The 21,457-nt window shown below is 46.9% G+C and carries 20 protein-coding genes; all 20 read left to right on the plus strand.

The genetic code is table 11. From position 1 onward, the window contains the following. The first annotated feature begins 255 nt into the window (after positions 1 to 255). Positions 256 to 2,493 carry a formate dehydrogenase subunit alpha gene (fdhF, locus tag KKC1_RS16970; RefSeq protein WP_088552684.1) on the plus strand — a complete coding sequence of 746 codons (2,238 nt, stop codon included), beginning with the start codon at positions 256 to 258 and terminating at the stop codon, positions 2,491 to 2,493. After that, positions 2,486 to 3,049 carry a 4Fe-4S dicluster domain-containing protein gene (locus KKC1_RS01155; protein ID WP_088552685.1) on the plus strand — a complete coding sequence of 188 codons (564 nt, stop codon included), beginning with the start codon at positions 2,486 to 2,488 and terminating at the stop codon, positions 3,047 to 3,049. Before fdhF ends, KKC1_RS01155 begins: the two co-directional genes overlap by 8 nt. A gap of 6 nt (positions 3,050 to 3,055) precedes the next feature. Next, positions 3,056 to 5,077, plus strand: coding sequence for a hydrogenase 4 subunit B (gene hyfB / locus KKC1_RS01160; RefSeq protein WP_088552686.1), 2,022 nt, complete (start codon positions 3,056 to 3,058; stop codon positions 5,075 to 5,077). A gap of 16 nt (positions 5,078 to 5,093) precedes the next feature. Further along, positions 5,094 to 6,035, plus strand: coding sequence for a respiratory chain complex I subunit 1 family protein (locus KKC1_RS01165; protein ID WP_088552687.1), 942 nt, complete (start codon positions 5,094 to 5,096; stop codon positions 6,033 to 6,035). Between the two features lie 18 nt (positions 6,036 to 6,053). Next, positions 6,054 to 6,704 (plus strand): hydrogenase 4 membrane subunit, encoded by a 651-nt coding sequence (hyfE, locus tag KKC1_RS01170; protein ID WP_088552688.1) that lies wholly within the window; start codon positions 6,054 to 6,056, stop codon positions 6,702 to 6,704. Positions 6,705 to 6,712: 8 nt separating this feature from the next. Then, positions 6,713 to 8,191: a hydrogenase 4 subunit F gene (locus KKC1_RS01175; RefSeq protein ID WP_088552689.1), complete on the plus strand. Its 1,479-nt coding sequence runs from the start codon at positions 6,713 to 6,715 to the stop codon at positions 8,189 to 8,191. Positions 8,192 to 8,196: 5 nt separating this feature from the next. Continuing rightward, on the plus strand, positions 8,197 to 9,924 hold the full coding sequence (locus KKC1_RS01180; RefSeq protein ID WP_088552690.1) for a hydrogenase large subunit: 1,728 nt from the start codon (positions 8,197 to 8,199) through the stop codon (positions 9,922 to 9,924). Between the two features lie 26 nt (positions 9,925 to 9,950). Further along, positions 9,951 to 10,505 (plus strand): formate hydrogenlyase complex iron-sulfur subunit, encoded by a 555-nt coding sequence (locus tag KKC1_RS01185; RefSeq protein WP_088552691.1) that lies wholly within the window; start codon positions 9,951 to 9,953, stop codon positions 10,503 to 10,505. A gap of 1 nt (position 10,506) precedes the next feature. Next, positions 10,507 to 11,286 (plus strand): NADH-quinone oxidoreductase subunit B family protein, encoded by a 780-nt coding sequence (locus KKC1_RS01190; RefSeq protein ID WP_088552692.1) that lies wholly within the window; start codon positions 10,507 to 10,509, stop codon positions 11,284 to 11,286. Next, positions 11,276 to 11,674 carry a formate hydrogenlyase maturation HycH family protein gene (locus tag KKC1_RS01195; RefSeq protein WP_088552693.1) on the plus strand — a complete coding sequence of 133 codons (399 nt, stop codon included), beginning with the start codon at positions 11,276 to 11,278 and terminating at the stop codon, positions 11,672 to 11,674. Before KKC1_RS01190 ends, KKC1_RS01195 begins: the two co-directional genes overlap by 11 nt. After that, complete coding sequence (hycI, locus tag KKC1_RS01200) at positions 11,671 to 12,141, plus strand: hydrogenase maturation peptidase HycI (RefSeq protein ID WP_088552694.1); 471 nt, start codon at positions 11,671 to 11,673, stop codon at positions 12,139 to 12,141. Before KKC1_RS01195 ends, hycI begins: the two co-directional genes overlap by 4 nt. 237 nt (positions 12,142 to 12,378) lie before the next feature. Continuing rightward, the gene (locus tag KKC1_RS01205) at positions 12,379 to 12,801 is read left to right on the plus strand and encodes a phosphate-starvation-inducible PsiE family protein (RefSeq protein WP_088552695.1); all 423 of its coding nucleotides are present in this window, start codon (positions 12,379 to 12,381) and stop codon (positions 12,799 to 12,801) included. Between the two features lie 331 nt (positions 12,802 to 13,132). Further along, the gene (locus tag KKC1_RS01210) at positions 13,133 to 14,515 is read left to right on the plus strand and encodes a sigma-54 interaction domain-containing protein (RefSeq protein WP_088552696.1); all 1,383 of its coding nucleotides are present in this window, start codon (positions 13,133 to 13,135) and stop codon (positions 14,513 to 14,515) included. 194 nt (positions 14,516 to 14,709) lie between these two features. Continuing rightward, the gene (locus KKC1_RS01215) at positions 14,710 to 15,294 is read left to right on the plus strand and encodes a 4Fe-4S dicluster domain-containing protein (RefSeq protein WP_088552697.1); all 585 of its coding nucleotides are present in this window, start codon (positions 14,710 to 14,712) and stop codon (positions 15,292 to 15,294) included. Beyond that, the gene (locus KKC1_RS01220; RefSeq protein WP_088552698.1) at positions 15,291 to 16,151 is read left to right on the plus strand and encodes a CoB--CoM heterodisulfide reductase iron-sulfur subunit B family protein; all 861 of its coding nucleotides are present in this window, start codon (positions 15,291 to 15,293) and stop codon (positions 16,149 to 16,151) included. The genes KKC1_RS01215 and KKC1_RS01220 overlap by 4 nt, the downstream gene beginning before the upstream one ends. A 12-nt stretch (positions 16,152 to 16,163) precedes the next feature. Beyond that, entirely contained in the window at positions 16,164 to 18,113 is a 1,950-nt protein-coding gene (locus KKC1_RS01225; RefSeq protein ID WP_088552699.1) for a CoB--CoM heterodisulfide reductase iron-sulfur subunit A family protein, read from the plus strand. After that, positions 18,110 to 18,541: a hydrogenase iron-sulfur subunit gene (locus KKC1_RS01230; RefSeq protein WP_088552700.1), complete on the plus strand. Its 432-nt coding sequence runs from the start codon at positions 18,110 to 18,112 to the stop codon at positions 18,539 to 18,541. Before KKC1_RS01225 ends, KKC1_RS01230 begins: the two co-directional genes overlap by 4 nt. Next, positions 18,534 to 19,502 (plus strand): NADH-quinone oxidoreductase subunit B family protein, encoded by a 969-nt coding sequence (locus KKC1_RS01235; protein WP_088552701.1) that lies wholly within the window; start codon positions 18,534 to 18,536, stop codon positions 19,500 to 19,502. Before KKC1_RS01230 ends, KKC1_RS01235 begins: the two co-directional genes overlap by 8 nt. Next, entirely contained in the window at positions 19,496 to 20,956 is a 1,461-nt protein-coding gene (locus KKC1_RS01240) for a Ni/Fe hydrogenase subunit alpha (RefSeq protein ID WP_088552702.1), read from the plus strand. Before KKC1_RS01235 ends, KKC1_RS01240 begins: the two co-directional genes overlap by 7 nt. Continuing rightward, positions 20,935 to 21,429, plus strand: coding sequence for a hydrogenase maturation protease (locus KKC1_RS01245; RefSeq protein ID WP_088552716.1), 495 nt, complete (start codon positions 20,935 to 20,937; stop codon positions 21,427 to 21,429). Before KKC1_RS01240 ends, KKC1_RS01245 begins: the two co-directional genes overlap by 22 nt. Positions 21,430 to 21,457: the final 28 nt, after the last annotated feature.

A 21,457-nucleotide genomic window follows, 5' to 3' on the forward strand; every position in this document is an offset into this window, starting at 1 on the left:
CTGTACAAAAATTAGACAAATATAGACTGTTAACCAATGTTTACATAAAGAGTGGCGTAACGGGCCGAGTGTCAACATGGGTGAACACTTTTGGCCCTTTTTGATTTAATTTTAAACACCTTCCAAAGCCTCAATATAGCGGGTTTTATAAAAAGCAAGAGTCAGAAAATTATTAATGGCAACAATTTTGAATATCGTGATGTATTAATAATCTGATCCGTTCCAACTTGAAATGAGCCTAAGGAGGTTTTCGTCATGAAACATCATAAATCAGAAAAAGTTTTGACCATATGTCCTTTCTGCGGTACGGGTTGCGGCATCTATCTGAAAACCGCAGAGGGAAAGATTATTGGGGTTGAGCCGGACGACCTTCACCCTGTAAGTGAAGGAGAACTGTGTGTTAAGGGCTACTACGGATATGAACATGTTCGGGATCCCCGCCGCTTGACTTCTCCATTAATCAAGAAAAACGGAAGTTTTATTTCCGTTTCTTGGGACGAGGCGCTGGACTACATTGCCGACCAGTTAACAAAGATCAAGCGGGAGTCTGGACCGGACGCCTTTGCCCTAGTTACTTCAGCCCGAGCAACTAATGAAGATAACTATGTGGCCCAAAAGTTTGCTAGGGGGGTAATGGGTACCAATAATGTGGACCACTGCGCCCGTCTCTGACACGCGCCCACCGTCGCCGGTCTGGCGATGACATTGGGAAGCGGGGCCATGACAAATTCCATTCCTGAATTTAGTGCTCATTCGGATGTTATCTTTATTATTGGTTCAAATACTGCCGAGTGCCATCCCTTGATAGCCCGGCATGTTTTGAAGGCCAAGGAACGCGGTGCCAGGTTGATCGTGGCAGATCCGAGAATGACGGAGATGGCTAACAAAGCCGATATTTGGTTGAGGGTACCTGCCGGATACAACATCCCGCTTATAAACGGAATAATTCATGTAATTATCAAGGAAGGACTTGCCAAGACCGATTTTATCCAGGAACATGCTGTGGGTTTTGATGATCTGGCTCGAGCGGTGGAGAAGTATACCCCGGACTACGTTGAGGAGCTTACGGGGATTCCACAAAAAGATTTGGTCGAGGCGGCCCGCATTTACGGCCAGGCGCGGGCGGCGGCTATTCTGTACTGCATGGGTATTACCCAGTTTAGTCACGGTACAGGAAACGTGGTGAGCCTATCCAACCTGGCGGTGATTACCGGTAACCTGGGTCGCCCCGGGGCTGGGGTATGTCCGCTTAGAGGCCAGAATAACGTGCAAGGGGCTTGTGACATGGGTTGCCTACCTAATGTTCTACCGGGCTATCTGGATGTAACCAAAGAAGATCTCCGCGCTCGTTTTGAGAAAGTATGGGGGGGCAAGCTGCCGTCAAGCCCTGGATTCAAGCTGACAGAGGTTCCGGACGCTATTTTGCAACACCGGGTTAGAGCTCTGTATGTCTTTGGAGAAAACCCCGTTATGAGCGATCCTGATGCCGATCACCTGCGCCATGCGCTGGAGCACTTAGATCTGCTGGTTGTCCAGGATATCTTCCTTACTGAGACTGCGCGCCTGGCTGACGTGGTGTTGCCTGCCGCTTGCTGGGCAGAAAAAGACGGTACGTTTACCAACACCGAGCGCAGGGTACAGCGGGTACGCAAGGCCGTTGACCCGCCGGGTGAGGCGCAGCCTGACTGGTGGATTTTTAGCAGGTTGGCCCAGAAAATGGGTTATACCGGGATGAATTACCGCCATCCCCAGGAAATCTGGGATGAACTGCGGAAGCTGGTTCCGGAAAAATTTGGTGGTATCAGTTACGCTCGACTGGAAAAGGAACGGGGCATTATGTGGCCCTGCCCGTCGGAGGATCACCCGGGGACGCCAATACTGTATCTGGGAGGTAGGTTCCTGACGCCGTCCGGAAAGGCTAACCTTCATCCGGTGCTGTTTAATCCCGGCGAGTGTGATTTAAATCAGCACCATGAAGCGAAAGGGAAGGCAAAGGTATTTATGGGCCGTATTGATGAGCTGCCGGACCAGGAATATCCCTTTACTCTTACCACCGGTAGGCGGGCATATCATTACCATACTGGTACTATGACCCGCAAGTCCTGGGCTATTACCCAGTTTGCGACGGAGGAGATGATAGAAGTTAACCCGCGAGATGCTGAGAAGTTGGGCGTAAACGATGGTGAGTATATTAAAGTATCCACCCGACGTGGTTCTGTGGTGGCGCGGGCTTGGGTAACCGAACGGGTTCCGGAAAATACCGTCTTTATGACATTCCATTACTGGGAGGCTTGTGGTAACGAACTAACTAATACAGCTACCGATGATATTGCCGGTACGCCCGAATTTAAAGTTGCAGCTGCCAAAGTGGAAAAAGTATCGTCGGCGGAAGCTCGGGCCATCCGTCGGGAGAAAGAAGGCAAGTACCTGGTCAGTTTGGAAAAGGCTATTCCCGGACCGGCATTGGGGAAGGGAGGAAAAGAAGATGCCTAATCGTTTCGTAATTGCTGACCCTAACCGTTGCCTGGGCTGTTACACTTGTATGGCTGGCTGTGCCTTTATTCATAAGGAATACGGGTTGCAGCCTTTCCCCCGACTTTTTGTTACCCATACGCCTGAAGGAACAATGCCTATCCAGTGCCGGCACTGCGAGGATGCTCCCTGTGCCAAAGTTTGTCCCGTTAAAGCCATTGAGCTCAAGGACCAGATGGTAAAGTTAAACGAAGTTCTGTGTATTGGTTGTAAGATGTGTGCTCTGGCTTGCCCCTTTGGTTGCATTGAGATTCGGGGCACCCGAGCTCCCGCGGTTGAAGAAGTCGGTCTGGTAAACTCAAGTTTGATTCCTTTGCTGGTCGGGGATATTGGACAGAAAACTATCGCTGTTAAATGCGACCTTTGTTCTTTTACGGAGGGTGGTCCTACTTGCGTCCAAGTCTGCCCGAGCAAAGCGCTGAAAGAAGTTAAGGGTGAGGAGATAGAGCGGCTCAGTAAGCTCAAAAGGGATGCTAACATCGGTAGCACGGTTTCCATTCTTAGAAGTAGGAGGTAATTCGCTATGGCTGCTGGACAGTTTTTTGTAATCTCCATACTTCTCTATGCGGCTGGTGCCGGTGCCTCGCTGCTATTAGGTAAAGTGGATAGGTATGCTAACTATGTTGCTTCAGTCGCTGCTCTTTTTGCTGCTCTTACCGGGATGGCGTGGGCCGTCCCGGTGGTGGCTGGAGGAGATGGTTTTACGCTGGATTTGACCGGATTCATTCCAATTGCGAAATTGATTATTCGCGTAGATCAGTTGTCTGCCTTCATGACGCTGGCCATTTCGCTGCTGACTGCAGCTACATCCGTTTATTCGTTGTCTTACCTGGAAGAGTACAGCGGAAAGGGTAAGGGCCTTTTGGGATTTTTTATGAATGTTTTTGTTGGTTCCATGATTTTGGTGGTTACTACAGGAGATGCCTTTTATTTTCTGTTTTTCTGGGAATTAATGACTCTAGCTTCATACTTTTTGGTAAGTTTTGAACAGGAGAAAAAGGAATCAATCAATGCCGGTTTGGTTTACTTGATTATAGCCCATGTAGGTACGGCCTTGATTATGTTATCATTTCTTATTATTGCTAGCAAAACCGGCAGTTATGACTTTGCAACCTTTAAAGAGGCACCCCTTTCCGATGGATTAAAAACGCTGGCCTTCATCATGGCGTTTTTGGGTTTTGGGGCCAAAGCAGGTATTATCCCCTTACATATCTGGTTGCCTCAGGCCCACCCTGCAGCTCCATCTAACATTTCCGCTCTGATGTCGGGGGTAATGATTAAAACTGCAATTTACGGAATCATTCGCGTGGCGGTTGATTTCCTGGGAGCCTCGGATTGGTGGTGGGGCTTAGTAGTTCTGATAGCGGGTGCTGTCTCGGCCGTTTTGGGAGTGATGTATGCTTTAGTACAGCATGATTTAAAGAGATTGCTGGCCTTTCACAGTGTGGAAAACATTGGCATTATTTTGATGGGAGTAGGGGCCGGTATGCTGGGAGCTGCGCTAGATCAACCAGTACTGGCTGTCTTGGGACTCATGGCCGGGCTATACCATCTGATTAACCATGCCACTTTCAAAGGGTTGCTTTTTCTAGGAGCTGGCTCGGTTCTTTATCGTACGCACGCCAATAATATGGAGCAATTGGGCGGATTGGGCAAACGGATGCCTATTACCGCGCTGGCCTTTCTCGTTGGTGCGGCGGCTATTTCGGCTTTACCACCGTTCAATGGTTTTGTCAGTGAATGGTATACTTATCATTCGCTATTCCTGGCTGCTAAGTTGGGCAACTGGTGGGTGACCTTAGCTGCTTCCGTTGTTATCGTGATGCTGGCCTTTACAGGCGCCTTGGCTGTCATGTGCTTTGTTAAAGCTTATGGAGTGACCTTTGCCGGTTCGGCCCGTAGTCATTACGCCGAGACCGCTAGAGAGGTTCCGTCAACCATGATTGCAGGAATGTTTATCCTGGTGTTTGCCATCATTGCTCTTGGGATAGGTGCACCCTGGCTGGCTCCTTATTTTAGTTCCATAGCTGCGTCTGTGTTGAACCAACCTGCGGTTCCGGCATCTTCCGGATTGATTATGTATCCAGCTATATCAAGCCAGGGCACTCTTTCTACACCGCTCATTGCTGTGTTGTTGGTGGGTTTGGTTACTTTACCCCTGTTACTGGTATTGCTTTGGGGCGGGTTCGGTGCAGGCAAGCGAATGGATGAAGCGCCATGGGCATGTGGATTTACATACTCGTCTCGCATGGGTTACACCGCTTCTTCTTTTGCCCAACCCCTCAGGGTGATTTTCCGGGCTATCTATGCCCCTAATACCCGCGTTAAAGGGCCGCGTTTTACTTCCCGGTCTTACTTTGAAGGGCGTGTTCACTATGAGTCCCACGCTGTTTCGTTGTGGGAGAATTACCTGTATAAACCGCTGGTGGCTGCCGTCATGAGAACGGGAACGCGTATCCAAAAGCTTCAGGCCGGCAGTATACACCTGTATTTGCTCTATATCATTATTATTTTAGTAGGCTTTTTGCTTATGGCTACGAGATAACAGGAGGTTGTTGAATATGGAATACGGCAAATTATTCCTGGTAGGAATACTGCAGGCCGCCTTGATTATGCTGACCGCCCCGCTGCTGGACGGCATATCCCGACGGGTCCGGGCCAGAATGCACAGCCGTCGAGGCTGCAGTATTTTTCAGACCTATTACGATCTTTTTAAGTTACTGAAGCGGGAGCAAACCGTTCCTCCCCAGGCCAGTTGGTTGTTCACTACCACTCCTTATATCCTGGTGGCAATCCTTCTGTTGCTGGCTATGATAATTCCGTCAATTACTTTAATTTCCCCTCTGGGTTTGGTAGGGGACTTGTTTGCGGTTTTGTATTTAATGGCTTTAATTCGATTTTTCTTTTCTCTTTCAGGGCTGGATTCAGGGAGTACCTTTGCCGCAGCCGGTAGTAGTCGGGAAATGATGTTGGCCGTACTTATGGAGCCGGCTATGATAATGGTAATGTTGACCCTTGCTCTGTTGACAGGGTCAAGCAACCTGGGAATAATTAGTACCCAGGTAGCTTCCGGGCAAATTTCTCTGTTGAATCCTGCTTTTGGAATTGGCTTAATCGCTTTTTTCCTCGCCACTGCAGTTGAAACCGGAAAGCTACCTTTTGATTTGGCTGAAGCGGAACAGGAATTGCAGGAAGGTCCTCTTACCGAGTATTCAGGGCGGGGCTTGGCCTTAATGAAACTGGCCTTGTTAATGAAACAAGTAATTGTAATTGCTCTGTTTGTTGCTTTATTCCTTCCTTTTGGCGGTGCAGCTAACTTAAGTTTAGGTTCGTTGATTTGGGGGACCGTCATCTTCCTGGGTAAGCTGCTGGTATTTTACGTCCTGCTCGCTTTTGTAGAAAATGCCGTGGCGCGGTATCGCATTGCCGACGTCACCACTATTACATCGTTGTCCTTTGGGATTTCTCTGATTTCCTTTGTGTTTTATCTTGTGGCGAGTTAATGTTACGGAGGGTTGAAGATGACTACTTTGCCAATTGTGAATAGCCTGTCGGTACTGCTCATCCTAACTTCCCTTTCCGTAGTAGAAAGCCGCCGGCTCAAAGTTTCAGCTTACTTTTATAGTGCCCAGTCCTTGGTTCTAATTAGTATTTTTCTCACCCTGGCAATATTGAGTGAAGCAGAACAACTTTATCTTTGGTCTGTTACCGCTTTAGTCACCAAGGCATTTTTGGTACCTTTCATTCTACTCCGGGTCATCAGGACTACTGGAGTAATCGAAGAGGAGCCCCCTCTGATCAGAACAACGTGGTCATTACTTCTCGCGGCAGTAATGGTTGGAATAGCCTTTGTCTTGGTTCAGCCGTTTCATCTTTTTGCAGTACTCAAGTACAAAACGGCTCTGGCAGTTTCCTTGGCCCACTTCTTACTGGGGCTTCACTGCATGATCACGAGGAGAAATGCCTTAAAACAGCTGCTGGGATTTTGTCTGATGGAAAACGGTTCACACCTGACTCTTGCCATTATGGCATATAACGTGCCTAAACTCGTAGAAATCGGTATTCTTACCGACGCGGTGTTTGGTGTGCTGATTATGTCTTTGATAGCCAAAAAACTACATGATGCGTTCGGTAGTATGGATGCAAGTCAGCTAAAAATGCTGAAAGGGTAGGTGACTTCATGTCCCGAGAAGTGTTGCTCCTGATTATTTTAGCTATTCCTTTGGTGGCTGCGGCAGCTTCTTTTACGTTACGGTTGCGACGTTTCCTGGAGTTTATTCAAGTTGCCGCTAATGCAGGGGTCCTGCTTGTTACTTTTTTTCTTATCAAAGAGGTACTCGCGGGAGGGGCGGTTAGCGCCCTGGGAGGCAACCTTAAATTGGATGAACTTTCCTCGATTTTGACTCTAATCATTGGCGGTCTAGGATTTTTACTAGGTGTATACTCAATCCCTTATTTGGCTTATGAAACCAGGCGGGGTGAGGTCACCCCCCGTGACTTAGGTCTTTACTACGGTCTGTATCATTTGTTCATCTTAACTATGTTACTCACGGTATTATCTAACAACATCTTGATCATGTGGGTAGCATTAGAGGCCACTACTCTTGCTTCTGCGTTTTTGGTAGGCTTTTACCGGCATCGTTCATCCTTAGAAGGTGCTTGGAAGTACGTTTTGATCTGTAGTGCTGGAATCGCCTTTGCTTTGTTCGGGACCATTCTCGTTTTTGCTAATGCTTTTCAACTTACCGGGCAGGTCGAAAAAGCTACCCTGTGGACAGAGGTACTGAAGATAGCCGCGGCGATGGATCCGGTCATTCTAAAGATGGCCTTTGTGTTTGTTTTAATTGGATTTGGCACCAAGGCTGGTTTGGTGCCCATGCATACATGGCTTCCTGATGCTCACAGCGAAGCGCCGAGTCCTGCCAGCGCGCTTCTTTCAGGGGTTCTTCTCAATTGCGGTCTCTTGCTCGTGACTCGGTATTACGCTCTGATTGGGCAGGCTATTGGTTTTACCTTCCCGCGAACGTTATTGTTAGCTTTGGGTCTGGCTTCAGTTGTGATTGCGGCCTTCTTTATCCTGGTGCAGAAAGACATGAAGCGGATGTTGGCTTACAGCAGTATTGAAAATATGGGTATTATCGCCTTTGGACTCGGAATTGGAGGGCCAGCTGGAATAATGGCTGCTCTTACCCAAATGGTCAACCATAGCGTTACCAAGGCTCTCATGTTTGGTGCAGCAGGAAACGTAGTTCAAAAGTTCGGAACCCGGGATACGGAGAAAATTAAAGGAGTACTGAAGATTGCCCCGGTTACGGGTCTTCTCCTGATTGCGGGCGCCCTTTCGCTAGGTGGCTCTCCACCTTTTGCCATCTTCATTAGTAAATTCCTGACGGTAACGGTTGCTCTTAAGGAAGGTTATTTGTTATTGACGGTGATCCTACTGGCAGCGCTGGCAGTTGTCTTCGGTGCGATGTTAAATTTCGTGGTCAGAACTGTTTTTGGGGTTCCTGGGAAAGAGCATGAAAAGGGAGATCTTGGGTTAGCGATGCTAGTTCCTTTGGTAATATTATTTGTAATTATGTTGACTCTGGGTATCGGCATTCCTGAATTTTTGAACCAGTTATTGGAGCGGTCTGCTGAAATTATCTTGGGAGGTTGATGAATATGTCGCCTGGGACCCAGAATAAACGAGGAAAAAAATACCTGGACGCCTTGCGGGTGAAATTCGGCGCTGGAGTAATTCTCGAAGAGACCTACCAAACGCCCGAACAGCTGACCATTACAGTTGACCGTAACGATCTTCCGGAAGTAGTAGCCGAACTCTACTACAGCCACCATGGCTGGCTTTCCAGCATGGTTGGTAATGATGAGCGCAATATCAACGGGTATTTTGCCTTGTATTATGTCGTTTCCATGGAAGGCAATAAAAATCCCCAGGATAACCTGTGGGTTACCGTCAGGACATTAATTCCTGAAAATGATCCGCAGTTTCCATCGGTCACCCCGCGGGTTCCGGCTGCCGTATGGTACGAGCGGGAAGTTCGCGATATGTTCGGTCTAGAGCCGGTGGGCATCCCTGATGCCCGGAGGTTGGTGCTGCCCGACGACTGGCCGGACAACTTGTATCCTCTCCGTAAGGATGCCATGGATTATCGTTACCGTCCCGAGCCTGTGGAAGAAAAGTACGATTTTATCGAGGTCGAAGGGGAGGGAATCGTGGAGGTTCCCCTGGGGCCACTTCATATTACTTCTGATGAGCCCGGGCACTTTCGTCTTTTCGTGGACGGCGAGCATATCGTAGATGCGGACTACCGTCTCTTTTATGTGCACCGGGGCGTGGAGAAAATGGCTGAAAACCGGATGGATTATGATCAGGTTAATTTTTTAGCCGAGCGGATTTGCGGTATTTGCGGCTATACCCATAGCGTGGCTTATGCTGCCGCGGTGGAAAATGCCAACGGTATTGAAGTGCCGTTGCGGGCCCAGTATATCCGGACCATTTTGTTGGAAGTAGAGAGGCTGCACAGCCATCTTTTAAATATCGGGTTGGTTGCTCATCTGGTGGGTTTTGATTCCGGTTTTATGCACCTTTTCCGGGTTAGAGAAAAAGCGATGAGGATGGCCGAGATCCTTACAGGCGGCCGGAAAACTTATGGTATGAACTTGATCGGTGGTGTACGCAGGGACATTTTAAGAGAAGAGAGAGAGCAAATTTTGCAATTGATTAGAGAATTGCGTTCAGAGCTAGATGAACTGTTAGACATTCTGATAAATACTCCTAACTTTACAATGCGGACTCGTTGTGTAGGACAGCTGGAACGGGAAGTGGCCCGCGACTTCAGTCCGGTGGGTCCTAACATGCGGGGTTCCGGATATGCCAGAGATAACCGGGCAGATCATCCCTTTGGTGCTTATGAGCGGGTACCATGGGAGGTAATTAGTAAGGACGGATGTGATGTGCTTTCCCGGGTATTGGTTCGGGTAGAGGAACTCTATCAATCTTTCCATATTATCGAAAGGTGTCTTCTGGAAATGCCTCCCGGTCCCATCCTAGTTGAAGGGTTTTCCTATAAACCTTACACCTATGCCCTGGGTGCTACCGAAGCTCCCCGCGGTGAAAATGTTCACTGGGTAATGACAGGGGATAACCAGAAACTGTACCGCTGGAGAGCTAGGGCTGCTACTTATAACAACTGGCCGTCCCTTAGGTATATGTTTAGAGGCAATACCATCTCCGATGCACCCCTGATTGTGGCCAGTATTGACCCGTGTTATTCCTGTACCGAAAGGGTTACAGTGGTTGATGTACGAAAAAGAAAGACGAAGAGCATTTCTTACAAGGAACTAGAAAACTATTGCCGGGAGCGGAAGTATTCGCCTCTTAAACTTTAGTTCGATTCCTGAAAGGGGGCCAAAGGATGTTTAAACTGCTTAAGAAAGCGCTACAGGTGGGAGAGGCTACCGTTGAATACCCTTTCAAGCCGCTGGAGGTGTCTCCCGGCTTCCGCGGGAAACCTGTTTACAACTTTGAACAGTGTATAGCCTGCGGTGCGTGTGCGCTTGCCTGTCCCGCCAATGCTATTACTATAGAGTGTAATTTGGATGAGGGAATTAAATCCTGGAATATCTTCTATGGCCGCTGTATTTTCTGCGGCCGTTGCGAGGAAGTCTGTCCAACAGGGGCCATCACCCTTTCGCCAGAGTTTGAGCTGGCTGCTACTACCAAGGAAGATCTTTGTTGTCGGGCGGATTTCCGGTTGGTACGGTGCCGCTCATGCGGTGAATTCTTTGCTCCGGCCAAGGAACTGGAATATATACTGGCAAACCTGGAAAATATCGGTCTGCCGGAGACGGCAGTGGCTACCACCAGGCAGCTTCTGGAGGTTTGCCCCCAATGCAAGCGGCGGCGAGGAACCGACGCTGCGATAAAATCCCTGTATTGGTCGGGCAACCACAAGCAGGGGAGGAAATAAAATGACAACCGTCGAAAAAGATTTTGGCCCTCGAGAGCATGCGAAGCTAGCAGAAATGAAGGAAAAGCTTAAGAAGGTTATCAGGCGGTCGGTGTATGTATACCGGGTCGACTGTGGAGGATGTAACGGGTGCGAAATCGAAATTTTTGCATCTATCTCCCCTGTCTATGACCCGGAAAGGCTGGGCATTAAAGTAGTTGCTTCACCACGGCATGCCGACGTGCTACTTTTTACCGGGCCTATGACTCGGCCTATGCGTCTGCCGGCGCTGAGGGCATACCGGGCGGCCCCCGATCCCAAGATTGTGGTAGCCTACGGCACCTGCGGCTGCAGCGGCGGGATCTTCCACGATTGTTACTCGGTATGGGGCGGGGCTGACAAAATCTTTCCGGTCGATGTTTACATTCCCGGCTGCCCCCCAACGCCCGCTGCGACGCTCTACGGGATGGGAGTTGCCCTTGATATTCTCCAGCAAAAGATTAAAGGTGCGCACCATGTGGAAGACGAAGTTGTCCGGGTTCAACCGGCGCACCCGAATGTCCACCCCGACCTGCGTAAAGGTATTGAGCGGGAAGCTCGCCGTTTGTGTGGGTACTTGCAAGGCAAACAGATAGCGGATAAGTACCTGCAGTTTCTTGAAGAAGGTGATCTGCAGGCAGTTGACCGGAAGGTTAAGGAGCTTTTGAAGGATGAAAAAGACCCGCGACTGGTAGAGGTTTATTTGAAGTTACACCAGATTTTTACGGATAGCATGGAGAGGGCGACTGGTAATGGCGGGTAAAGTTGAATTTTACCGGCTGAGTAAAAAGTTTGTTAGCGAAAAGGAAGCATCTCCACGGGTCAAGCAGTTACAATACTATGCCTTGGCCATCGGTCATCATGTGGGAGTAGTAGACTGTCTTTCTCCCGTAATGAATATGTCGCGGGAGGAGTATTTACAATGGATAGCCAAGCTTCCTCCAGGAGAGGCCAGGCGTAAGATGGAAGGCGTAGTCAAGTGGGGAGAGGTGGAAATAACTAAAGAGCATGTGCGGTCGTTAACTAAAGTCTTGACTGGTGCTGCTCCCGCTTTCCTTCCAGAAGAGAAGAAACGGGCCGACTGCCTGTTACAGCTCCTGCGGTCTATAGAAAGGGAGCCCGCTATCTATCTGGTGGTGCGGTCTTTATGAAAGGACTTATTATCACGGTGGGTAACGATATGATGGGGGATGATGGGGCCGGGCCGCTACTGGCCCGAACCCTGAAGGAATCACCGCTCCAGGGATGGCAGGTCATCGATGGAGGTTCAGCTCCAGAAAATTACCTACACGTGGTTAACGAACTCAGGCCCGATGTGGTAGTGGTTGTGGATGCGGCTGAGATGGGGCTTGAGCCGGGGAGCATTCGGCTTCTTTCCGAAAAAGATATAGCCAGGCAATTTATAGTGACTACGCATAACTTACCCCTCTCGATTTTTATCGGTGCTCTCAAGGAGATAACTCCGGCAGTTTACTTTATCGGTATCCAGCCCCGGACGGTTGCCTTCGGTTTTCCTTTGTCAGCTGAAGTTGAGAGGGCAGTTGAAATTATATATAAAAAATTACAGGCCGGAAGTTTGGACTTTCCGGCTCTTGAAGACAACCGGGAGATGGGATAATGTACGAGCTTTCTACGTCGAGTTTGACGAAGGAGACTAATGGATTGTAGTTAGGTTTCTGGAATGCCCCTTCAATTTGTTGCTACAAACTTTTCTCAGGAGTTTTGATAACCCTGTATTGACAGCATGGGTGATTCTGCTATACTACCGTTAGGCTTAAAAATGATTGGTGTCCTGTAGAAACTGGATACTGATGATTCTAGGAGGAGAGATTAAACGAAGGAGGGAGCAGATGTTTTGAAAATTTCACGCATCCTTATTGGTGCTGAATACCTGATCCATATTTTGATAGCTGTCATACTTCTTTTTGCTACCGCCGGGATTTTTCTTTTATCTATACGGGAACTGCAGGAATTTTCATTACTTACCATCCTCACCCTTATCAGCAATGCTCTATTAATGCTTATTGTTAAAGAAATTCTCTGGACTGTTCTTAGATTCTTGAAACGCCAGGACTTTAATATCAGCTCTTTTCTTTTCATTGGTATTATATCCAGTATCCGCCAGATGCTTTTTGTTGAAGCTCAAAAATCCATTGCAGAGGTTGATGTGGTTACTTATTTTATAGAATTAGGGCTTAATGCAGCAGTTATTCTTATTTTGATGGTTTCTTATTTCCTTTGGAAAAAAGCGGAAAATTATTCCCGGCCTTACAATTAAGGGAGGTAAGAAGTGGTTAATTGAATGGAAAGCAAATCCTATCAGAGAAAACTTTACCATGAATTTATACTATAAACGCTATATCTTTTTATACCTTAACAAGACCAAAGAATGGATAGACCTTCTAAAGAGAACTATAGGGTCTATCCTTTTATGTATAACCGTTAAGATTAACCATGGTATGTAGGCAGGGGTAGCAGCGGTTCAACTGAGGAACAGTAGCGAAATTCCATTTCTCCTGTAATAGTGTACACCTTTGTGTACACTTTTTGTTTATCCGGAAGGGTTTCAATATTTTTATGTCGAAGTAGAGTGATGAGGTGACATAAAAGTGGAGGACAATTTTCTAGAAAATCTTGTATTTCTCGCCGCGGAAAGTCTGCCCATAGGGATACTGGTTGTTGATGAGGTCGGGAAAATTATCTATTTGAATAAAGCTTTTCAGAATTTAGCTGGGATACCCAACGAGGCAGTTAAAAAAAATATAAACGACGTTATGGAAGAAACGCTTATGTCCCAGGTATTAAAAACGGGAGAAATTGTGACAAAGATTATATTTACCGCTAATGGCCAGGAAGCGGTTCTGGAGGAAAGACCGCTTTTCCATAACGGTAAATTAGTCGGAGGGATAAGTTTACTCATTTCTCAGGAAGTGCGTTCAATTCAAATGTTAAAACATAAACTTTCTTTATTAGAACAAGAGATAGAACATTACCAGGAAAGGCTGGCAGTAAGAAACATTCCCGACAAGCACTTTCAACCTTTTATCAGCAATAATCCCAAGATGCAGGAAGTAGTGAAATTGGCAGAGCGGGTGGCCGCCAGCGATGTCAACATTTTAATCACTGGGGAAACCGGAACGGGAAAGGATCTATTAAGTACTGCGATTCACCATAAAAGTAAACGGGCGAACCGACCATTTATTAAGATCAATTGTGCAGCCATACCGGCGAACCTGCTGGAATCGGAACTTTTTGGGTACGAAGGAGGGGCCTTTACCAGTGCCCGAAGTACCGGAAAACCTGGCAAATTTGAACTGGCCCATAAAGGGACGATATTTCTGGATGAAATTGGTGACATGCCTTTGGAGATGCAGGCAAAAATTTTACGGGTAATTCAGGAGCGGGAGTTTGAGAGAGTAGGAGGTACTAAACCAATTAAAGTAGATGTGAGAATCATTGCTGCCACCAATCGGGATTTAAAGGATATGGTCGATAAAAAGTTATTCCGGGAGGATTTATATTTCCGTCTCAATGTAGTGGAACTGCATCTTCCCCCCTTAAGGGAACGCCGGGAAGACATTCCCTATTTAATACGTACCATACTGGCAAAACTTTGCCACCGATATGAAATACCGGCCCCAGAAATTGATCCTGCAGCCTTTCAAATGTTGATGAATTATGATTGGCCGGGTAATGTTAGGGAATTGGAGAATGTATTAGAGCGGGCCATAAATCTTGCGCCATCGAGATATATTGGGCCGGAACATCTTCCTCCAGCCCTTCGCGACGGAATGCCAGTTGGAGAAATGGACCCCAAAGGTTTGTTGGGGATGATGGTGGATAATTTTGAGAAACAAAAGATTATTGATGCCTTGAAAGCAACCGGTGGGAATAAAGTACGAGCGGCCAAAATGTTGGGAATTTCCCGCACCGGACTATACAAAAAATTAAGAAAATATGGACTGTTAACTAAAGTGTACACAAAAAAGTGATGCAATAGGCCGAGTGTTAACAGAGGTGTACACTTTTAGCCTTTTTGATTTGTTTTGAACACCTTCCGAAGCGTTAATATACGCGGGTTTTATAAAAACAAAGAGTCAGAAAATTGTTAATGGCATGAATTTTGGATGTAATATAGGTGCTTCAATGGTAGCAGTTCAAAGCAACCGGAAAGGAGGAATATTACTTGCCCGCATTAGCCAAGTTGCCAAAGGAACGAACCGATACAAATTTTTTGGAACAAATTTTAGCCCTGCCTGGCGGAGAAACCATTCTGAAATGCATGCAATGTGGCACCTGCTCGGGTTCATGCCCGACCAGTTATCAAATGGATTACACGCCCCGGCGGATCATCGCTATGATACGGGCGGGAATGAAAGAACAGGTTTTACGAAGTGCCGCCATCTGGTTATGCGCGTCCTGTTATTCATGTAGTGTTCGCTGCCCCCGGGGTATAGAATTTACAGAAATCATGTATTTGCTCAAATCTCTAGCTATAAAGGAAAATATTTTACCGGAAAAGCACGACAGTTCTACTTTTTACCGCGTCTTCAGTGATATTGTGATAGACACCGGTCGACTGAATGAAAACAAACTAATTGCCCGGTATTCCTTTGAAACAGACGCCAGCCGGCTCTGGAAGCAATTTGCGCCTTTAGGCTTTAAACTCTTGCTCCGCCGGCGTATAAGCTTTATTCCTGCCAAAATCAAGAATAAAGAGGAGTTTAGGCGCTTAATTCAAAATGCTCGCATAAGAGGTGACATCCAATGAAATATGCGTATTATCCCGGATGTTCCCTTCACGCCTCGGCGAAAGATTACGACCTATCTTTAAAGGCGACATGTAAAAAATTGTCTATTGATTTAATCGAAGTAGATGACTGGAATTGTTGCGGGGCGACTGCAGCACCTTCAGTGGACCCTGTATTAGCCATTGCACTGGCAGCCAGGAATTTAGCCCGGGCGGAAAGCAAAGAAACCGACGTGGCGGTAGCATGTAATGCATGCTACTCAGCATTAAAGCGGACGGCGGAAAAGTTGAATAAGTATTCCCAGATAAATGAACAGGTGCAGACAATGCTACAAGAAGTGGGTTTGAATTTTTCCGGAAAGATAAAGGTTAAACATTTGCTGGAAGTTCTTGCTTCCCTCGATGCCGAAGAGTGGGAAAAGCATATTGTTAAACCCCTGACAGGTTTGAAAGTAGCTTGCTATTACGGGTGTCAAATTGTACGTCCCAGAACCTTCGATGACCCTGAGCAGCCCCGAACGCTGGACATGTTAATGCAGCGCCTCGGGGCGGAAGCAGTACCGTTCTATCATAAAACCAAATGCTGTGGCGGTGCGCTATCGACTACCAAAGAAAAAGTGGCGTTAAAAATGGTTAAGGAAATTTTACTTGAAGCTGCTTCGCAACAGGCAGACCTTATCGTAACCGTTTGTCCTTTATGCCAGCTAAACCTCGATGCCTATCAAGATAAAGTTAATGAAACATTTGGGACCAATCTGGAGATACCGGTAATTTATTTTACCCAGCTTACCGGTCTGGCCTTGGGTGCCAACAGTCGCCAATTAGGACTGGACAAGCCCATTGTTTCTCCGGCCAAAGCTTTAGCAAACTTCCTTTAGGAGGTGTGAAAATTGAACGCAAAAATTGGTGTCTATGTATGCCACTGTGGATACAATATTGCGGGTAAAGTAGATGTGAAAGAAGTAGCCGAGTATGCCGGAACTTTGGATAACGTAGTTATTGCTCGTGATTATAAATATATGTGTTCTGATCCGGGGCAGGACCTAATCAAAAATGATATCAAGGAATATGGTCTAACTAGGGTGGTTGTGGCATCGTGCTCACCGCGCATGCACGAACCCACTTTTAAATCTGCTTTGGAAAAAGCGGGATTAAACGGGTATTTGTTAGAAATGGCCAATATTCGGGAGCAGTGCTCTTGGGTCACTGAAGACCCCCGGCAGGCTACAGAAAAGGCTAAGGCCTTAGTGCACGGAGCAGTGCGCCGGGTTGTTTACCATGAGCCCATCGAAGAGCGGGAAGTGGGGGTAAATAAAGCTACCTTGGTGGTCGGTGGTGGTATCGCCGGTATCCAGGCTACCCTTAAAATTGCAGAGGCTGGTCATAAAGTATATCTAGTGGAGAGGGAACCCAGTATTGGGGGGCAAATGGCCAAGTTTGACAAGACTTTTCCCACCATGGATTGTGCCGCCTGTATTCTTACCCCCAAAATGGTTGCCGTAGCCCAAAACCCTAACGTGGAACTGCTTACCTATTCCGAAGTTCTGCATGTCGACGGCTACGTGGGCAATTTTACAGTCACCGTGAAGCAAAAACCCCGTTACGTCGATGTAGATAAATGTACCGGGTGTGGCGATTGCCAAAAAGCCTGTGTATTAAAGGACAGAATTCCATGTAGTTTTGAGGAGGGATTAAAGAAACGGCCGGCCGCTTATATTCCTTTTCCCCAGGCGGTACCATTAAAAGCCGTTATAGATGACAAACACTGTCTACAATTGACCAAAGGCAAGTGTTCTAAGAAATGCGTAAAGGCTTGTCAAAGAGATGCCATAGATTTTTCTCAGAAAGAAGTAATTCGTCAAATTGAGGTAGGTTCTATCATTTTAGCCACTGGGTATGAACTGTTTGATGCCAGAAAAGCGCCTCAATATGGTTATGGGATATACGACGATGTTTATACAGGTATTGAGTTTGAACGTATTACCAATGCTTCTGGCCCCACTCAGGGTAAAATCCTTAAGAAAAATGGAGAAGAACCTAAAAGGGTAGCGGTGTTGCATTGTATTGGAAGCAGGGACGAGAATTACCAAAAGTATTGTTCACGCGTTTGTTGTATGAGTTCAGTCAAGTTTTCCCATTTAGTAAAAGAAAAGACCGATGCCGAAGTGTTTGAATTTTATATTGATATGCGTACCTTTGGAAAACAATATGAAGAGTTCTACAAGCGGGTTCAGGAAGAAGGTGTCAACTTTATCCGGGGTAAGGGAGCGGAGGTTGCCGAGGTAAATGGACAGTTGGTTGTACGGGCAGAGGATACCCTTTTGGGGGCTTACCGGGAGATTCCTGTAGATATGGTGATTTTAAACACTGCCCTTGTGCCTCGGCATGATGCCGACAAGGTTGCCCAGATTTTCGGTATTTCCCGGAGTCCGGATGGTTTCTTTCTGGAATCCCACATTAAACTTGACCCGGTAACCACTTCAACAGACGGTATCTATATTGCCGGATGCTGTCAAAGCCCCAAGGATATTCCCGATTCTGTGGCTCAGGGCTCTGCAGCAGCAGCGGAGGCGTTGGCTACAATCGCCACCGGTAAAGTGAAAATTTCTCCGGTAACGGCTTCATCAAACCCAGACATTTGTGCCGGTTGTCGTATTTGCATTGGGTTGTGTCCATTCAAAGCCATTACCTTTAATGAAGAGAAAAAGGTTGCAGAAATTAATCAAGCCGTATGTAAAGGGTGTGGAACCTGTGCTGCTGGATGTCCGTCTAATGCCATCTCCATTGCCCATTTCAACAATCAACAAATTCTGGCTGAAATAGAGGGGGTTTTGCGATGAATACGGAATTTGAACCTAAAATCGTAGGAATTCTATGTAACTGGTGTTCTTATACCGGTGCTGACCTGGCAGGAATATCTCGGATTAAATATTCGGCTAACGTAAGAATTGTACGGGTAATGTGTTCCGGTAGAGTGGACCCGACTTTCATACTTAAAGCTTTTCAGGAAGGGGCCGACGGAGTGTTGGTAAGCGGGTGCCATCCAGGCGATTGTCATTATGTAGATGGAAACATAAAAGCTATGCGCCGCGCTCCGTTAATCACTGAATTGCTTAAACAAATGGGGATTGAGGAAGAGAGATATAAGCTGGTCTGGGTATCGGCTTCCGAGGGTGATAAGTTTGCCAGAATTGTAGAAGAGATGGTGGCCACTTTGAAAAAGCTGGGGCCTTTTAAGCCTCAAGGAGGTGTGAAAAAATATGCCTAAACTCAATTTAGCTGTATACTGGACTGCTGCTTGCGGCGGTTGTGATGTATCCATCCTGGACATTGACGAAAAGATTCTTCAGGTGGGAGAACTGGCCAATATTGTGTTGTGGCCCCTGGCTGCGGATGGAAAATACGAGGACGTTGAAAAAATGGAAGATGGCGCCATAGATGTTTGCCTCTTTAACGGTGCCATACGTCTATCGGAACAGGAAGAGATGGCGCGTTTATTAAGGAGAAAAAGTAAGATTCTTATCGCCTATGGCTCTTGTGCCTGTTTTGGAGGCATCCCCGGCTTGGCCAATTTCTTCACTAAGGAAGAGATAGTCGACCGCGTTTACAAAGACACTCCTTCTACAGACAATGCTGAGGGAATGGTCCCTCTTGCCACTGTACAAGTACCGGAAGGTGAATTGAGTCTTCCTGAGTTTTATAACGATGTGTTTACCTTACCTCAAGTGGTGGAGGTAGATTATTATATTCCCGGCTGTCCGCCTCCGGTGGATTTAATTGTCAGGGCCATTGACGCCATCGCTACCAACAAATTACCTCCCAAAGGTACAGTAATTGCCGGGCAAAAGGCTTTATGTCATGAATGCGGCAGAGTAAAGGAAGATAAAAAAGTAAAAGAATTTAAGCGCCCTCATGAAGTAGAGGTCGACCCGGAAAAATGTCTGCTGGAGCAGGGAATTATCTGTTGCGGTCCGGCTACCCGGGGAGGATGCGGGGGGCGGTGTACCGGCGTGAATATGCCCTGCCGCGGGTGCTTTGGTCCTGCTGCGGAAGTACTTGATGAAGGCGCCAAAATGGTAGGTGCTATTGCTTCCATTATAGATTCTGCGGACCCTGAAGAAATAAAGAAAATTAATAAGATGATAGTTGATCCAGCGGGTACTTTTTACAGGTTTGGATTGCCCAATTCCATGTTGAGGCGAAAACGCAAGGAGGGGAAGGTATCTTGAAAAAAATATCCATCGACCCGATTACCAGGTTAGAAGGGCATGGCAAAATCGATATATTTTTGAATGACGAGGGTAATGTAGAAAACGCCTATCTGCAAATCCCTGAGTTGCGGGGTTTTGAAAAATTCTGCGAGGGGCGCCCTGCGGAAGAACTACCCCGTATAGTATCCCGCATTTGTGGGGTTTGTCCCGAAGCACATCACCTGGCTTCAACGAAAGCCCTGGATGCAGTGTGGTCTGTAGAGCCGACTCCTACTGCCAAAAAGCTACGGGAGCTAATGTATTGTGCCCATATCATACATTCCCACACCGCCCATTTTTACGCTCTGGCTGCACCCGATTTTGTGCTGGGTCCTGACGCAAAACCGGAAGAAAGAAATATTCTCGGGGTTATAGCAAAGGTCGGTTTAGAAATTGGGAAAGAAGTTATCAAGCATAGGTCTTATGCCCAGCAAATTCAAGCGATAATAGGGGGTAAGGCTACTCATCCGGTATGCGGGTTACCGGGCGGTATGAGTAAAGGCCTCAATGAGGATGAGCGGAAAGACATTGAGGAAAAGGCTAAATCTTGTGTAAAGTTTGCTAAACTGTCGTTAAAGATTTTTGAGGATGTGGTACTCAAAAATAAAAGTTATGTTGAGTTGATTCAGGGAGAAGTTTACCGTATTAATACGTATTTTATGGGTTTGGTCGACGAGAACAATAAGGTCAACTTCTATGATGGGAAAGTTAGAGTGGTTGACCAGGAAGGTAAGGAATTTGCGAAATTTGATGCCCAAGAATATCTTGACCATATTGCTGAACATGTGGAGCCTTGGACATATTTGAAATTTCCGTACCTGAAAAAAGTAGGATGGAAAGGCTTCGTGGATGGTGTTGACAGTGGGATCTACCGGGTTGGGCCGCTGGCTCGTTTAAATGTTGCCGATGGAATGGCTACACCAATGGCTCAGGAAGCCTATGAAAGGATGTACGAAACTTTAGGGAAGAAACCCGTCCAGGCTACTTTAGCCTACCACTGGGCAAGGCTGGTGGAATTAATGTATGCCGCGGAAAGATTACTGGAATTGGCCGTTGATGAAGCGATTACAAGTAAAGATATTCGTCGTCTCCCCACTGCTACGCCGTCAGAAGGGGTGGGAATTGTGGAAGCTCCCCGGGGTACTTTATTTCATCACTACCGCACCGATGCTAATGGTATGATTGAAAAGGTTAACCTGATTGTGGCCACCGGAAATAATAACGCGGCTATGAATATGTCCGTGAAGAAAGCAGCGCAGGAATTAATTAAAAACGGCCAGGTGGAGCAGGGGCTGTTAAATATGGTTGAGATGGCATTCCGAGCTTACGATCCCTGCATGGCATGTGCTACCCACTCTCTGCCGGGTCAAATGCCTCTGGAAATTCGGATATTTGATGCGGAGAAAACCTTATGTCACAAAATAATACGGTAGCCCCCAAAACCATTGTCATCGGATTGGGCAATCCCATCCTGGCAGATGATGGCGTGGGGATTTATGCTTTGCAGGAACTGCAAAAGTCGGTCGCTCACCCCGATGTCACCTTTATGGAATGTTCTTTAGCCGGTTTTAATCTCCTAGACCTTTTACAAGGGTATCAGAAGGCTATTATTATCGATTCTATTAAAACCGGTAAAGGAGAAATCGGTGAAGTCTACAGACTAGATATCGACTCCCTGTTCTCCACGGTACGTTTGGCTTCCGTCCACGAGATTAACTTTGCTACCGCTTTAGAACTTGGACGCATGATGGATCTAGATATGCCCAGTGACATTGAAATCTATGTGGTGGAAGTGGAAGACAATAGTACCTTCCGGGAAGGCTGCTGTGCCAAAGTAGCAGCGGCCATCCCGGTCATTAAAGAAGCTGTGATTAAATCTTTGGAAAAAATTTATGGGAAGGTATAAATGAAAGATACGGCATGCTGGCCGTTTG

It is taken from the genome of Calderihabitans maritimus (assembly GCF_002207765.1).
Lineage (GTDB): Bacteria > Bacillota > KKC1 > Calderihabitantales > Calderihabitantaceae > Calderihabitans > Calderihabitans maritimus.

Bases quoted from the DNA above. Each gene is read 5' to 3' on its own strand.
- KKC1_RS01155 (WP_088552685.1), top strand. From the start codon at position 2,486: ATGCCTAATCGTTTCGTAATTGCTGACCCTAACCGTTGCCTGGGCTGT.
- hyfB (WP_088552686.1), top strand. From the start codon at position 3,056: ATGGCTGCTGGACAGTTTTTTGTAATCTCCATACTTCTCTATGCGGCT.
- KKC1_RS01165 (WP_088552687.1), top strand. From the start codon at position 5,094: ATGGAATACGGCAAATTATTCCTGGTAGGAATACTGCAGGCCGCCTTG.
- hyfE (WP_088552688.1), top strand. From the start codon at position 6,054: ATGACTACTTTGCCAATTGTGAATAGCCTGTCGGTACTGCTCATCCTA.
- KKC1_RS01175 (WP_088552689.1), top strand. From the start codon at position 6,713: ATGTCCCGAGAAGTGTTGCTCCTGATTATTTTAGCTATTCCTTTGGTG.
- KKC1_RS01180 (WP_088552690.1), top strand. From the start codon at position 8,197: ATGTCGCCTGGGACCCAGAATAAACGAGGAAAAAAATACCTGGACGCC.
- KKC1_RS01185 (WP_088552691.1), top strand. From the start codon at position 9,951: ATGTTTAAACTGCTTAAGAAAGCGCTACAGGTGGGAGAGGCTACCGTT.
- KKC1_RS01190 (WP_088552692.1), top strand. From the start codon at position 10,507: ATGACAACCGTCGAAAAAGATTTTGGCCCTCGAGAGCATGCGAAGCTA.
- KKC1_RS01195 (WP_088552693.1), top strand. From the start codon at position 11,276: ATGGCGGGTAAAGTTGAATTTTACCGGCTGAGTAAAAAGTTTGTTAGC.
- hycI (WP_088552694.1), top strand. From the start codon at position 11,671: ATGAAAGGACTTATTATCACGGTGGGTAACGATATGATGGGGGATGAT.
- KKC1_RS01220 (WP_088552698.1), top strand. From the start codon at position 15,291: ATGAAATATGCGTATTATCCCGGATGTTCCCTTCACGCCTCGGCGAAA.
- KKC1_RS01230 (WP_088552700.1), top strand. From the start codon at position 18,110: ATGAATACGGAATTTGAACCTAAAATCGTAGGAATTCTATGTAACTGG.
- KKC1_RS01235 (WP_088552701.1), top strand. From the start codon at position 18,534: ATGCCTAAACTCAATTTAGCTGTATACTGGACTGCTGCTTGCGGCGGT.
- KKC1_RS01245 (WP_088552716.1), top strand. From the start codon at position 20,935: ATGTCACAAAATAATACGGTAGCCCCCAAAACCATTGTCATCGGATTG.